Raw genomic sequence first — 13418 nt, 5'->3', positions numbered from 1 at the left:
CCGCGACTGAAAACGCTGCGATCTGCCGACGATCGGCAAACCGCTCGCAGCAAAACGCCGCATCCCTGGCATAGGTCACGTTCCGAGTCCGGCGCGCCCTCTATGCTGGCCCCTTCTTCCCTGCAGGCCCGGCCCATGCTCCAACCGTTGTCGCTCTTGGTCTCCAGCATCCTCGCCCTCGGCGCTGGCGCCGCGATCGCCCCGGCCATGGCCGCGCCGCCAGCGCTGGCCGCCAAGGCCACCGTGCCGGAGATCGCCTATACCCGCTTCACCCTGCCCAACGGCCTGACCGTGGTGGTGCACGAAGACCACAAGGCGCCGGTGGTGGCGGTGGGCATGTGGTACCACATCGGCTCCGGCGACGAGCCGGCCGGCAAGACCGGCTTCGCCCATCTGTTCGAACACCTGATGTTCTCCGGTTCGGAGAACCACAAGGGCACCTATTTCCAGCCGTTCGAGAAGGTCGGCGCCACCGACATGAACGGCACCACCTCGTTCGACCGCACCAACTACTTCGAGACCGTGCCGAGCACCGCGCTGGACATGGCGCTGTGGATGGAATCGGACCGCATGGGCCACCTGCTCGGCGCCATCGGGCAGAAGGAACTGGATACCCAGCGCGGCGTGGTGCAGAACGAGAAGCGCGAGGACGAGAACCGCCCCTACGGGCGCGCGGAAGAGAACATCCTGGCCAACCTCTTCCCGGGCAACCATCCTTACCAGCACGACACCATCGGCTCGATGGCCGACCTCGACGCGGCCGCGCTGGACGACGTCAAGCAGTGGTTCCACGACAACTACGGCGCCGCCAACACCACCCTGGTGCTGGCCGGCGACATCACCGTGGCCCAGGCCCGGGCCAAGGCCGAGCAGTACTTCGGCGACATCCCCGCCGGCAGGCCGGTGCCGCGCCAGCAGCCGTGGATCACCCCGCTGGCCAAGCAGAGCCGCGGCGTGCAGCACGACCACGTCGCGCAGCCGCGCATCTGCCGCACCTGGGTGGCGCCGCAGCTGGGCAGCGACGATGCGGTGCAGCTGGACCTGGCCACCACCGTGCTCGGCGGTGGCAAGACCAGCCGCCTGTACCAGCGCCTGGTGTACCGCGACAACCTGGTGGACGACGTCTCGGCCAGCATCCAGCCGTTCGCGCTGGCCAGCCAGCTGCAGATCAGCGCCGACGTGAAGGACGGCGTGGACCCGGCCAAGGTCGAGGCCGCCATCGCCGACGAATTGAAGAAGTTCCTGGCCGAAGGTCCGAGCGCCGACGAACTGCAGCGCGCGCAGGTCGCCTTCCGCGCCGGCTTCGTGCGCGGCCTGGAGAAGGTCGGCGGCTTTACCGGCAAGGCCGCGATCCTGGCCGAGGGCCAGGTCTACCGCAACGATCCGGGCGCCTACCAGCACGACCTGCGGCGCGCCCAGGCCGCCACCGCGGCCAGCGTGCGCAAGGCCGCCGACACCTGGTTCGGCAAGGGCGACTATCTGCTGACCGTGCTGCCGGCCGGCGACGGCTTCGACCCGGCGGCCGAGGACAAGGCGCTCAAGCCGCTGCCCGCGGCCGCCGGCAAGCCCGCGCCCAAGCTGCCGGCCAAAGCCAGCTACAGCGTCGGCAAGACCCAGGTGGACCGTGCCGCCGGCCTGCCGGAGACCAGCCAGTTCCCGGACCTGCGCTTCCCGCAGTTGCAGCGCGGCAAGCTCAAGAACGGCATCGAAGTGGTGCTGGCCGAACGCCACGCCATCCCGGCGACCCAGGTCGAACTGCTGTTCGACGCCGGCTACGCGGCCGACCAGGGCGGCAAGCTCGGCACCGCCAGCTTCACCGCCGCGTTGATGAACGAAAGCACCCGCAGCCTGGATTCGGTGGAAGTGGCGCAGCGCCGCCAGCGCCTGGGCGCGATCACCAGCGTGGCGTGCGAGCTGGACAGCTGCGCCGCCTCGCTCGACGCGCTCAACGACCAGCTGGCGCCGTCGCTGGCACTGTTCGCCGACATCGTGCGCAACCCGGCGTTCAAGGCCGTGGACATCGAGCGCATCCGCGGCCAGCGGCTGGCCTCCATCGCGCAGGAGAAGACCCAGCCGCAGGGCCTGGCGCTGCGCACCCTGCCGCCGCTGCTGTACGGCCCGCAGCATCCCTACGGCGTGCCGCTCACCGGCAGCGGCACCGGGGCGGCGATCAAGAGCCTGAGCGCCAGCGACCTGACCGCGTTCCAGAACAGCTGGCTGCGCCCGGACAACCTGCGCATCCTGGTCGCCGGCGACACCACCCTGGCGCAGATCCTCCCGCAGCTGGACGCGGCGTTCGGCGACTGGCAGCCGCCGGCCGGCGCGCGCCCGAGCAAGACCCTGGCACAGGTCGCCGCACAGCCCAGGCCGCGGGTGTTCCTGATCAACCGCGCCGACGCGCCGCAGTCGCTGATCCTGGCCGGCCTGCTGGCGCCCTCGACCAAGGCCCCGGACAACCTGGCCATCGGCGTGGCCAACGGCGCCTTCGGCGGCACCTTCACCTCGCGGCTGAACATGAACCTGCGCGAGGACAAGCGCTGGGCCTACGGCGCCAACAGCTTCCTGCTGAATGCGCAGGGCCAGCGCCCGTTCCTGTTCTTCGCCCCGGTGCAGACCGACAAGACCGCCGAGTCGGCCGCCGAGATCCTGAAGGAGGCCAAGGCCGTGGTCGGCGGCAAGCCGCTGACCGCCGCGGAGATCGCCAACGTCAAGGACCAGCGCATCCGCGCCCTGCCGGGCAGCTTCGAGACCACCGGCGCGGTGCTGGGCACGGTCGAGAACATCGTCCAGTACGGACGTCCGGACGACTACGTGCAGACCCTGAAGAGGCACCTGGAAGGCATCGACCAGGCCGCGGCGCAGGCGGCGATCAAGCAGATCGTCGCGCCGCAATCGATGACCTGGGTCATCGTCGGCGATCTCAAGCGGATCGAGGCACCGGTGCGCGCGCTGCAGCTGGGCGAGGTGCAGGTGCTGGACAGCGACGGCCAGCCGGTCAAGGCGAAGGCCAAGGCCGCCGGCAAGCAGTAAGACAGTCCGCGCATGGCCGGGAGGTCCCGGCCATGCGTTGCAAGGCAAGGCGGCGTGCGGGCGGATCGCGCGCAACGCGGGAACGTCTTGGCGTGGCGACGCGCGCGCCGCCTGCCCACGGCCGCCGTCTCCTGAACGTGCACGCCGCCCATGCGCAACGGCCAGGCTGCACACGCCGTACCGGCAGCAACGCGCCAGCGGCCCGCGAAAACCGATAGGCCGGCCGCACCGCCGGCGGGCGCCACGCAATCCACGCCGCAGCGCGATTGGCCCCGCTCTTGCATCGCTTCCGGCATGTCCCGGCAGCGCACGCTCCGATTCAAGCCAGCCGGCGCATGGCCGATATCGCCAGATCGGCCGATCGCGTCGGGCCTCGGCCCGGATCGCGCCGCGCTTCCAGGTTTCGCCGTCGAACGGCCGCCACAGCCGCCAGTCACCCGCCTCCTCCTTCGGTCGTTTACCATGCCGCACGCATCCTGCTCTGGACCCGAGATGAGCCATGCCGCTCCTCCTTGCTGCACGCCACTGCTGAGCCTGTCGCTGGGCCTGCTGCTGGGCAACCACGACACCGCCTCGGCGCAGCCCGTGCCGGCCGCGATGCAGACCGCGCCGGCGCTGGCACCGCTGACCCCGGACCTGGCCTATCCCGAACTGTTCCAGGCCGTGCAGCAACAGGAACTGTTCGACGACCAGAAGCATTTCGTCGACGCGCTGCCGCTGCGCGACCCGGCCCTGATCAACGCCGACTACCTGGCGCAGCGCCAGCAGCCGGGCTTCGACCTGCGCCGCTTCGTCGCCGCCAACTTCGAAGAATCCGGCCCGGTGCAGACCGAGGCGATCCGCCAGGACACCGGCCTGCGCGAGCACATCGACGCGCTGTGGCCGCTGCTGGTGCGGCGCCAGGTGGACGTGCCGGCGCACAGCAGTCTGCTGTCGCTGCCGCAGCCCTACGTGGTGCCGGGCGGACGCTTCCGCGAGGTCTACTACTGGGATTCGTACTTCACCATGCTCGGCCTGGTCGAGAGCGGCGAGCGCGAACGCAGCCGGCAGATGCTGGACAACTTCGCCTACCTGATCGACACCTACGGGCACATCCCCAACGGCAACCGCACCTATTACCTCAGCCGCTCGCAGCCGCCGTTCTTCTCGCACATGGTGCAGCTGCAGGCCAGGGTGGAAGGCGATGCGGCCTATGCGCGCTACCTGCCGCAGCTGCAGAAGGAATACGCGTACTGGATGCAGGGCGCGCAATCGCTGGCGCCGGGCGAGGCGCAGGCACACGTGGTGCGGCTGGCCGACGGCAGCCTGCTCAACCGCTATTGGGACGCGCGCGACACGCCGCGCCCGGAAGCCTGGCTGCACGACGTGCGCACTGCCGCCGAGGCCAAGGGCCGCCCGGCCGCCGAGGTCTACCGCGACCTGCGTGCCGGCGCCGAGAGCGGCTGGGACTATTCCAGCCGCTGGCTCGGCGATCGCAAGACCCTGGCCACGATCCGCACCACCGCCATCGTCCCGGTCGATCTCAACAGCCTGCTCTACCACCTGGAAACGACCCTGGCCCTGGCCTGCGAAAAGAACCCGGGCGCGGCCGGCTGCGACACCGACTACGCGGCCCTGGCCAGCGCGCGCAAGGCCGCGATCGACAAGCACCTGTGGAGCGATGCCGGCTATTACGCCGATTACGACCGGCAGCAGCGGCGCTTGCGCGACCAGGTCACCGCCGCGGCGCTGTATCCGCTGTTCGTCGGCATCGCCTCGCCGGCGCGCGCCAAGCGCAGCGCCGACACCGTGCAGGCGCAGCTGCTGCGCCCCGGCGGCCTGGCCACCACCCGCCTGCATACCGGCCAGCAGTGGGACGAGCCCAACGGCTGGGCGCCGCTGCAGTGGATCGCGGTGGACGGCCTGCGCCGCTACGGCCAGGACGCGCTGGCGCAGCGCATCGGCAGCCGCTTCCTGGCGCGGGTGCAGGCGCTGTTCGCGCAGCAGCACAAGCTGGTGGAGAAGTACGGCGTCGACGCCAAGGCGCAGGGCGGCGGCGGCGGCGAATACGCGCTGCAGGACGGCTTCGGCTGGACCAACGGGGTGACCCTGCTGCTGCTGGACCTGTATGCGCAACCGGCCGCCACCGCGCCGGCCGCGGCCGCGGCGGCGGCGCAGCGCCACGCACAGCCGGAGCCGGCCACGCCCTGAGCCGCCGGCCGGCGGCTATGCTGCGGTCCTTGCCCATACCAAGGACCGACGATGAGCGTATGCATCCTGGCCGAATTCCTGTCCGCGCGCGCGAAGGACGCCTCCGCCGACGCGTTCGAACTGGAAAGCCCGCACCTGCTGGAAGTGCGCCTGGACGGCCGGGTCTGGGCCAAGGCCGGGGCGATGGTGGCGCGCAAGGGCGCGCTCAAGTTCACCCGAAGGTCGCCGGCATGCTCTCCGGCGGCCTGTTCAACGTGCGCCTGAGCGGCCACGGCATCGTCGCCATCACCTCGCACTACGAACCGCTGACGCTGCCGGTGAACCCCGGTGAACGCGCAGCGCGGCCCGGTGTTCACCGACCCCAACGCCACCGTGACCTGGTCCGGCGGGCTGACCCCGGAGATCGTCGCCGACCTCAGCCTGGGCACGCTGCTCGGGCGCGGCTCCGGCGAGAGCATCCAGCTGCGCTTCGCCGGCGAGGGCTGGGGGTGGTGCAGCCGTGCGAGGAAGTGGCGCTGCAGGCCAGGCGCTGAGGCGTGGCGTGCCGGATCGGCGCGCGCGGCCGCCCCGGGGCGGCAACACGCGCTACTGCGCCGGCGTTTCCGCCCTGATCCCCATCGCCTCGCGGTAGCGCTGGTACAGCGCCATCACCTTGTCGATGTAGTCGCGGGTCTCCGCGTAGGGCGGCACGCCGCGATAGCGCGCCACGGTGCCGATGCCGGCGTTGTAGGCGGCCGCGGCCAGGGTGCGGTCGCCCTGGTAGCGGCGCAGCAGCGCCTGCATGTAGCGCGCGCCGCCGGCGATCGACTGATCGGCGGCGAACGGATCGGCCACCCCGTATTGCTTCGCCACCTCCGGCATCAGCTGCATCACGCCCTGCGCGCCCTTCGGCGACACCGCCGCGGCGTCGAAGCCGCTTTCGGCATGCGCGATCGCGCGCAGCCACGGATCGTCCACGCCGGTGGCGCGCGCCGCGGCGCGGAATTGCTTGGCGTGCGCGTTCAACTGCGGTGCGCCGACCTTGCCCAGGCCCGGATGCGCCGCCTCGCCCGGCGGGGTGACCGCGGTGAAGCGCAGGTACGGGCGCGAGCCGGGCAGATTGCGCGTGGAATACACCAGGCGCCCGTCCTGCTCGCGCGCGTACAAGATGCCGCTGAACACGCCCATGCTGCCCCACAGATTGGGCGTGGCGATCGCGGCATCGTCCAGTTCCTTCGGCGTACAGCGCGACCCCGGCTCCGGCGCGGTCGCCAGGCTGACCGTGCCGTCGCGCACGCAGCGGTACACCGTGCGCGCCTGCGCCGCGGCGACGACGCAGCAGCACAGCAGCAGGCTCAGCAGCGTTCGGGAACAGGGCATGGGGTAGCGACCGCGCGCGGCGAGGCAGGCGCGCATCATCGCGCACCGGGCCTCGGCGCGGGCGAGGAGGACCGGCCCGAGGCCACGCCGAGCCGCTTGGCGCGCCGCGACCGATCGCCCGAGGCCACCCGAAGCCGCTCGCGCGCCGCCCTCAATCGTCGAACGGATCGGCGGCGGCCGCGCTGTCGCCCTGCGGCCGCGGCGCGCGCTTGCCCGGCTTGCTGCGGATTTCCACGTAGAACCGGGTGCCGCCGGCGGCGACCAGCGCGTCGATCGCGCGCAACAGTTCGGCCGGCGGCACGACCGCGGCGCTGGCTTCCTCGGCGCCGAACAGCGTGTCGAAGTCCCAGTAGTCGGCGCCGCTCGGCAGGGTCTTGCGGCGTTCGCGGCGGATGTACTTGCGGATGTCGTGCTTGCTGGCGTCGAGCAGGCGGTCGGGGTGCTTGCCTTCGATGCGGAGCTGGTAGGTCTTCTTCACTGCGGGGAGGATCCTGGAAAGAGGGAACGCGGTGGCCGGCATGCGCGGCGGCGCCCGCTGGCGGGCGCGGACAGGCCGTGGCGCTGGCCGCATGCGCGCGCGGCGGGCCGTCATGGTGCCAGAACCCGGCCCCGCGCTGCGGATTGGCCGATATCGGCGCCCGGCGCGCGCTGGCGCCAGCGCAGGAGTTGCCGATGACCGCCCCTTGCGCCTTCGCCGGCTCTCGCCGCAGGCGCGCTGGATCACCGGCCAGGCGCTGGCGGTGGACGGCGGGCAGTCGCCGGGCGCCTGAACCACACCGCGACGGCTGTGCCCGTTCCGCACGCTGCGATGCAACAAAACATGCCGCGCCGCCGCCGCGGCAGCGGCCATGGGCCAAGGCCGCAGCGCACCGCGCCCGAACGGCAGAACCTGCGCCGCACAAGGGGCGAGGGCTGCAACGGAGCAGGCATTGTGCTTGGCAAGCGCCGACAATCCTGAACAAAGAAAAACAAGAAAGATCTAATTCGAAAAATAACGAACATGGAACAATCATGGCGACGATATGCTGCGGACACAGCGGTTGCATCCGAGTACATCCAGCCCAGCGCAACGCACAGCGATGGGCGATCTGGAGGCCATGTGTTCCAGCCACGCACCGACACCGTCACCCGTACCGTTTCCCGCCGCCGTTCCAGCGGCGCGCGCCGCAGGCCCTGTTCCCGTTCCTGCCGTCGACCACGCGCCGCCACGGCCGCCGCCGCGCCGGCGTCCTTCCCATGACCGGCCGCGCACCCGCGCCGGCCCCGCACACAGCGAGTCACCCATGAACAAGACCCCATGCATCGCCCTGGCGGCGCTGTCGGCAGCGCTGTGCTGCGCGCAGGCCGCGGCGCAGGATTTCGATCCGGCCAAGACCCTGACCGGCGACTGGGGCGGTGCGCGCACCCGCCTGCTCGACAGCGGCGTGGATCTGCGCCTGTCCTACACCGGCGAGTTCGCACACAACACCTCCGGCGGCAGCCGCGACGGTACCTACGCCTATGCCGACCAGTTTTTCCTGGCCGGCACTTTCGATCTGGACAAGCTGTGGGCCTGGCACGGCGCGACCTTCAAGGTCGAAGTGGCCAACCGCAACGGCGACTCGCTCAACGACACGGCCGGCTTCCCCACCCTGCTGGCGGTGCAGGAGATCCACGGCCGCGGCTCGGTGACCCGCCTGAGCCAGTTCTCGCTGACCCAGGAGCTGTTCGACGACCGCCTCAGCATCAAGCTCGGCCGCCTGTACGCCAACGGCGATTTCTTCTCGTTCTCCTGCACGTTCCAGAACCTGAGCTTCTGCGGCGGCCTGCCCGGCTACGTCAGCAACGGCTGGTACACCGATCCGATCAGCCAGTACGGCGCGGTGGTCGCGTTCAAGCCCAACGACGCCTGGCGCTTCAAGCTCGGCGCCTACGACGTCAATCCGAACAACCTGGACCGCGGCCAGGGCCTGAAACTGACCACCGACGGCGACAGCCAGGGCACGCTGGTGGTGGCCGAGATCGAATACCTGCCCACCTTCGGCGATGGCCTGCAAGGCCACTACCGCGTCGGCGGCTGGCGCAACAGCGCCGACTACCGCAACACCGTCACCGTCAGCGGCCTGCCGTCGGAGGTCAGCGACGACGCCACCGCGGTGATGGACAGCGAAAGCGGCTATTACGCCACCGCCGAGCAGGTGCTGTGGCGCAGCCCCGGCGGCGCCGCGCTGCGCCTGTTCGGCAACTGGGTGCAGGCCGACAAGGACACCGACCGCATCGACCAGATGCTGCAGCTGGGCGCGTGGCTGGATGCGCCGTTCGCCTCGCGCCCGTACGACCGCATCGGCTTTGCCGCCGGCCGTACCCGCGTCAGCGAACGCCTCGGCGCTGCGCAGCGCCGCTACAACGCCGCGCTGCCGGCCGGGGCGGCCGCGGTCGGCGTGCAGGAATACGAATACCCGCTGGAACTGAACTACCAGTACGCCATCACTCCGGCGCTGTCGCTGATGCCGAATCTGCAGTACATCCGCAATGCCAACGGGATCAAGGACAACAACGGCGTGGTCGGCGGCCTGCGCGTCAGCATGAACTTCTGACCGCCGCGTGCCGCGTCGCGGCGATGGCGCCGGCCGCACGGCGCCGCGCTGGCGCGGCATGCGGGGGGCGAAGCGCCTCGCATCATCGGCGCCACCTGCATGGCAGGCAGATCCATGCCGCGCCTGTTCTTCGGCCAGGATCTTCATCGGAAGCGCCCATGCGCGATGGGTGGAGGAAGCTACGACGATCGCAGGCACATGGGCAAGGTGCTGTCGGCACGCGCGTCCGACCGGCTCCCGGATCCACGAGGCGCTGCGCGCCGCACCCTCACCCCAACCCCTCTCCCGGTGGGAGAGGGGCTATGCACGCGTGGCTGTTCCCTTCTCCCCTCGGGAGAAGGTGCCCCGAAGGGGCGGATGAGGGTACGGGCGCAGCCTCGCGCCCAACACGCAAGCCGCGTACCTGCACGGCAGCCACGATCCCGCACCGCCGCGCATGGTCGCCGCGCTGCGGCTTGTACGCCACAATAGCCGCCCATCGCGCCGCCCGGCGCCGCTGCAGCCAACCGAGGAGCCGTTCGATGTTCGTGGTGTGTGGAGAGGCCTTGTACGACATCTTCATCGACGGCTACGCCGGCACCTCGGTCGGCATGACCGCGCGCCAGGGCGGCTCGCCGTTCAACGTGGCGATCGGCCTGGCCCGGCTGGGCACGCCGTCGGCGCTGTTCACCGGCCTGTCCACCGATCCGCTGGGCCGCCAGCTGCGCAGCACCCTGGAACGCGAGGGCGTGGCGCTGCAGCACTGCATCGACAAGCGCGAGGCGACCACCCTGGTGATGGTCGCGCTGGACGCGCAGGGCGTGCCCAATTACTCGTTCTACGGCACCGGCTGCGCCGACCGCGCGCTGACCGCGGCCGACCTGCCGGCGCTCGACGCGGCGGTCGGCGGCCTGCACTTCGGCTCCTACACCCTGGTCGCCGAGACCACCGCCAGCAGCTTCCAGGCCCTGGCCGAGCGCGAACGCGCGCAGCGGCTGATCTCGCTGGATCCGAACGTGCGGCCGACGGTGGAGCCGGACATGGCGGTGTGGCGCGCGCGGCTGGCGCGCTGGATCGCGCTGGCGCACGTGGTCAAGGTCAGCCAGGAAGACATCGAGCTACTGTACCCGCAGCAGGATCCGTTCGCGATCGCGCGCAGCTGGCTGCAGCAGGGGCCGTCGCTGGTGGTGATGACCCTGGGCGGCGACGGCGCGCTGGCCTGGCGCGGCGATGCCGAAGCGCGCGTGGCCGGGCGCGCGGTGCAGGTGGCCGATACCGTCGGCGCCGGCGACAGCTTCCAGGCCGCGCTGCTGCACCAGCTGCCCGACCTGGCCGCACTCGCCGCGCTGGGCCGGTCGGCGGCGGCGCTGCAGCAGTTGCTGAACTTCTGCGTGGCCGCGGCGGCGATCAACTGCACCCGCGCCGGCGCCACCCCCCCCAGCCTGGACGAGGTCCGCGCCGCGCTGTAAGGCCGCGGCCGCCGCCGCTCAAGCCCGCGCCACCAGCGCCGATATCCTGTTCCTGAGTGTCGCCATGGGTGCCGCGTTTGCGGCAGGGCGGTGCGTTTACTGGGAGGAAGCGTCCGCATGCCGGATCAACGCGACGAGCCGCCTGCTGGCGGGCTGCGCAAGCTGTTGTCGCCGCGCCGTCGCGAACCGCCGGCGCCGGCCGCTTCCGCGCTGGCGCGGCATGGCCATGCGCATGCGGCCGCGCCTGCCGCGCCGGGCGAGCACGCCGATCCGGCCGCGGCCACCGCGGCGCTGATCCGCCTGTTCAACCACGCCCACGAGCCGCTGGAGCTGCTCGGCGCCTTCGCCAACGGCATGGCCGGCCTGCATGGCGAGCTGGGCGACATGGGCCGGCGCCTGCAATCGGCGGCCGCCAGCGGCGACTGGCCCAGCTACGGCCGCGCGCTGCGCCAGCTGATCGACAAGTACATCCGCACCATCGATGTCGGCGATCCGCTGGCCGGGCCCAGCGATACCGAACGCCTGCGCGACCTGCTGCGCCAGGCGATCGCCGGCGCGCTGGCCTCGCTGCTGCACACCCTGCCGGAACTGGCCAACGCAGCGGAGGCCACCGGCGAGGCGCTGCGCCAATGGCGTCCGGGCCAGCCGCTGGAGCCGCTGGCGCAGCGCGTGCGCGAGCTGTGCCACCAGGTCGCGCTGCGCGCCAGCGACAGCCAGGAGCAGCAGGCCCTGCTGCTGGGCCTGTTCGACCTGTTGCTGGAGAACGTCGGCGAACTGCTCGACGACACCAGCTGGCTGCAGGGCCAGATCGCGGTGGTGCGCGACATGATCAGCGGCCCGCTGGACCGCTATTCGATCGAGGAAGCGCGCGGCAGCCTGCGCGAGGTGATCTACAAACAAGGCCTGCTGAAGCAGGGCATCGCCGAATCCAAGGAGGCGATGAAGGACATGATGGTGTCCTTCGTCGAGAACCTGGACGGCATGGCGATCAGCACCAGCGAATTCCACGACCGCATCGCCGACTATTCGCAGACCATCCGCGACGCGCGCAGCATCGCCGACCTCAACCGCCTGCTGCAGGAAGTGCTGCAGGACACCGGCCACGTGCAGCAGCAGGCGCTGCGCGCGCGCGACCACCTGATCGCCGCGCGCCAGGAAGTGGAAGCGGCCGAGCAGCGCATCCTGCGCCTGGAACAGGAGCTGCAGGACGTCAGCGGGCTGGTGCGGGTCGACCAGCTCACCGGCAGCCTCAACCGGCGCGGGCTGGACGAACTGTTCGTGCGCGAACTGGTGCGCACCGAGCGCGGCACCCAGCCGCTGTGCGTGGCGATGCTGGACCTGGACGATTTCCGCAAGCTCAACGAGATCTACGGCCATCCCGGCGGCGACGCCGCGTTGCGCCACGTGGTCGAGGTGGCGCGCACCACGTTGCGCGGCAGCGACGCGATCGCGCGCTTCGGCGGCGAGGAATTCCTGCTGCTGATGCCCGACTGCACCATCTTCGAAGCGTCCGCGGCGGTGACCCGGGTGCAGCGCGCGCTGGCCCAGCGCGCGGTGGTGCACGAGGACCAGCGCGTGTTCGTCAGCTTCAGCGCCGGGGTGGCGATGCGCCGCGCCGGCGAGACCCAGGACGTGCTGGTCAAGCGCGCCGACCGCGCCCTGTACGAGGCCAAGAAGGCGGGCAAGAACCGGGTGGTTTCAGCCGACTAGTGCGGGAATGGGGAATCGGGAATGGGGAATCGCAACCGCGCGATCCGCCAGACCGCTCTTACGATTCCCTATTCCCTATTCCCCTTTCCCGATTCCCGATTCCCGGCTCCCCCGCAACTTCTGAAACAGCACCACGGCCCCAAGCACCAACGCGCCGGCGACGATGCCGACCAGCGCATTGCCCAGGTTGAGCACCACGCCGCCCCAGGCGCCCTGCGGTGCGAGGCCTTCGAGGGCGTGGTGCAGCGGGCCGATGCTGTGCACCAGGATGCCGCCGCCGACCAGGAACATCGCCGCGGTGCCGGCGATCGACAGCACCCGCATCAGCCACGGCGCCAGCCACAGGATGCCGCGGCCGATCGCCGCGGCGGCGGCGCCCTTGCGGGTCAGGGACAGGCCCAGGTCGTCGAGCTTGACGATGCCGGCGACCAGGCCGTACACGCCGACCGTCATCGCCAGCGCGATCGCCACCAGCACCATGATCTGCTGGGAGAACGGCACCCCGGCGACCACGCCCAGCGACAGCACGATGATCTCGGCGGAGAGGATGAAATCGGTGCGGATCGCGCCCTTCACCTTGTCCTTCTCCAGCGCGACCACGTCCACCTTCTCGTCGGCCAGCGCCTGCAGCTGCTGCGCGTGGCGCTGCGCGTCCTCGTCCTTGGAATGCAGGAAGCGGTGCGCCAGCTTCTCCACGCCCTCGAAGCACAGGAACGCGCCGCCGATCATCATCAGCGGGGTAATCGCCCACGGCAGCCAGGCGCTGATCGCCAGCGCCGCCGGCACCAGGATCGCCTTGTTGAGCAGCGAACCCTTGGCCACCGCCCACACCACCGGCAACTCGCGGTCGGCGTTGACCCCGGTGACCTGCTGCGCGTTCAGCGCCAGGTCGTCGCCGAGCACGCCGGCGGTCTTCTTCGCCGCCACCTTGGTCAGGATCGACACGTCGTCGAGCAGCGAGGCGATATCGTCGAGCAGGGTGAACAGGCTGGCGCCGGCCATGCGGGGATTCCATTCGGGGGGATGAGCGGGGATTCTCGCCGATTCCGTGCGCCCGGTGCGTGAGCGCTGCCGCCCCCGGCCTCAGCCGCGCGTAACGCCGGCT

The 13418-nt window shown here is 71.0% G+C and carries 8 protein-coding genes and 1 pseudogene; 6 read left to right on the top strand and 3 right to left on the bottom strand.

The features are described 5' to 3' along the window. Nucleotides 1-135: 135 nt before the first annotated feature. The 3 genes and pseudogenes from FZ025_RS11580 to FZ025_RS11570 all read left to right on the top strand — a co-directional run bounded on the left by FZ025_RS11580 (nucleotide 136) and on the right by FZ025_RS11570 (nucleotide 5753). Nucleotides 136-3030 (top strand): M16 family metallopeptidase, encoded by a 2895-nt coding sequence (locus tag FZ025_RS11580; RefSeq protein WP_104558499.1) that lies wholly within the window; start codon nucleotides 136-138, stop codon nucleotides 3028-3030. 492 nt (nucleotides 3031-3522) lie between these two features. Next, on the top strand, nucleotides 3523-5220 hold the full coding sequence (gene treA / locus FZ025_RS11575; RefSeq protein ID WP_046977819.1) for an alpha,alpha-trehalase TreA: 1698 nt from the start codon (nucleotides 3523-3525) through the stop codon (nucleotides 5218-5220). 51 nt (nucleotides 5221-5271) lie between these two features. Continuing rightward, a pseudogene (locus tag FZ025_RS11570) lies at nucleotides 5272-5753 on the top strand (AIM24 family protein). A gap of 52 nt (nucleotides 5754-5805) precedes the next feature. Here FZ025_RS11570 and FZ025_RS11565 read toward each other — a convergent pair. Next, nucleotides 5806-6579 carry a lytic transglycosylase domain-containing protein gene (locus tag FZ025_RS11565; protein ID WP_046977852.1) on the bottom strand — a complete coding sequence of 258 codons (774 nt, stop codon included), beginning with the start codon at nucleotides 6577-6579 and terminating at the stop codon, nucleotides 5806-5808. Nucleotides 6580-6730: 151 nt separating this feature from the next. Continuing rightward, a complete protein-coding gene (locus FZ025_RS11560) occupies nucleotides 6731-7057 on the bottom strand; it encodes a DUF6172 family protein (protein ID WP_046977820.1) in 327 nt (108 codons plus the stop codon). Nucleotides 7058-7862: 805 nt separating this feature from the next. Here FZ025_RS11560 and FZ025_RS11550 point away from each other — a divergent pair. The 3 genes from FZ025_RS11550 to FZ025_RS11540 all read left to right on the top strand — a co-directional run bounded on the left by FZ025_RS11550 (nucleotide 7863) and on the right by FZ025_RS11540 (nucleotide 12313). Then, nucleotides 7863-9155 carry a carbohydrate porin gene (locus tag FZ025_RS11550; protein ID WP_046977821.1) on the top strand — a complete coding sequence of 431 codons (1293 nt, stop codon included), beginning with the start codon at nucleotides 7863-7865 and terminating at the stop codon, nucleotides 9153-9155. A gap of 521 nt (nucleotides 9156-9676) precedes the next feature. Then, nucleotides 9677-10603 (top strand): carbohydrate kinase family protein, encoded by a 927-nt coding sequence (locus FZ025_RS11545; protein WP_046977822.1) that lies wholly within the window; start codon nucleotides 9677-9679, stop codon nucleotides 10601-10603. Between the two features lie 117 nt (nucleotides 10604-10720). Beyond that, nucleotides 10721-12313, top strand: a complete 1593-nt coding sequence (locus tag FZ025_RS11540) for a GGDEF domain-containing protein (RefSeq protein ID WP_046977823.1) — start codon at nucleotides 10721-10723, stop codon at nucleotides 12311-12313. A gap of 75 nt (nucleotides 12314-12388) precedes the next feature. On the opposite strand, the gene FZ025_RS11535 is transcribed toward FZ025_RS11540, so the two are convergent. Then, nucleotides 12389-13315 carry a DUF808 domain-containing protein gene (locus FZ025_RS11535; RefSeq protein WP_046977824.1) on the bottom strand — a complete coding sequence of 309 codons (927 nt, stop codon included), beginning with the start codon at nucleotides 13313-13315 and terminating at the stop codon, nucleotides 12389-12391. Nucleotides 13316-13418: the final 103 nt, after the last annotated feature.

It is taken from the genome of Xanthomonas hyacinthi (assembly GCF_009769165.1).
GTDB classification, from domain to species: Bacteria; Pseudomonadota; Gammaproteobacteria; order Xanthomonadales; family Xanthomonadaceae; genus Xanthomonas_A; species Xanthomonas_A hyacinthi.
Note: the sequence above shows the minus strand (reverse complement) of the source record. Positions and strands in the feature narration are given on the sequence as shown.

What these genes read in the sequence shown, in the direction of transcription:
- FZ025_RS11580 (WP_104558499.1), top strand. Translation starts at nt 136, where the DNA reads ATGCTCCAACCGTTGTCGCTCTTGGTCTCCAGCATCCTCGCCCTCGGC.
- treA (WP_046977819.1), top strand. Translation starts at nt 3,523, where the DNA reads ATGAGCCATGCCGCTCCTCCTTGCTGCACGCCACTGCTGAGCCTGTCG.
- FZ025_RS11565 (WP_046977852.1), bottom strand. Translation starts at nt 6,579, where the DNA reads ATGCCCTGTTCCCGAACGCTGCTGAGCCTGCTGCTGTGCTGCTGCGTC.
- FZ025_RS11550 (WP_046977821.1), top strand. Translation starts at nt 7,863, where the DNA reads ATGAACAAGACCCCATGCATCGCCCTGGCGGCGCTGTCGGCAGCGCTG.
- FZ025_RS11545 (WP_046977822.1), top strand. Translation starts at nt 9,677, where the DNA reads ATGTTCGTGGTGTGTGGAGAGGCCTTGTACGACATCTTCATCGACGGC.
- FZ025_RS11540 (WP_046977823.1), top strand. Translation starts at nt 10,721, where the DNA reads ATGCCGGATCAACGCGACGAGCCGCCTGCTGGCGGGCTGCGCAAGCTG.
- FZ025_RS11535 (WP_046977824.1), bottom strand. Translation starts at nt 13,315, where the DNA reads ATGGCCGGCGCCAGCCTGTTCACCCTGCTCGACGATATCGCCTCGCTG.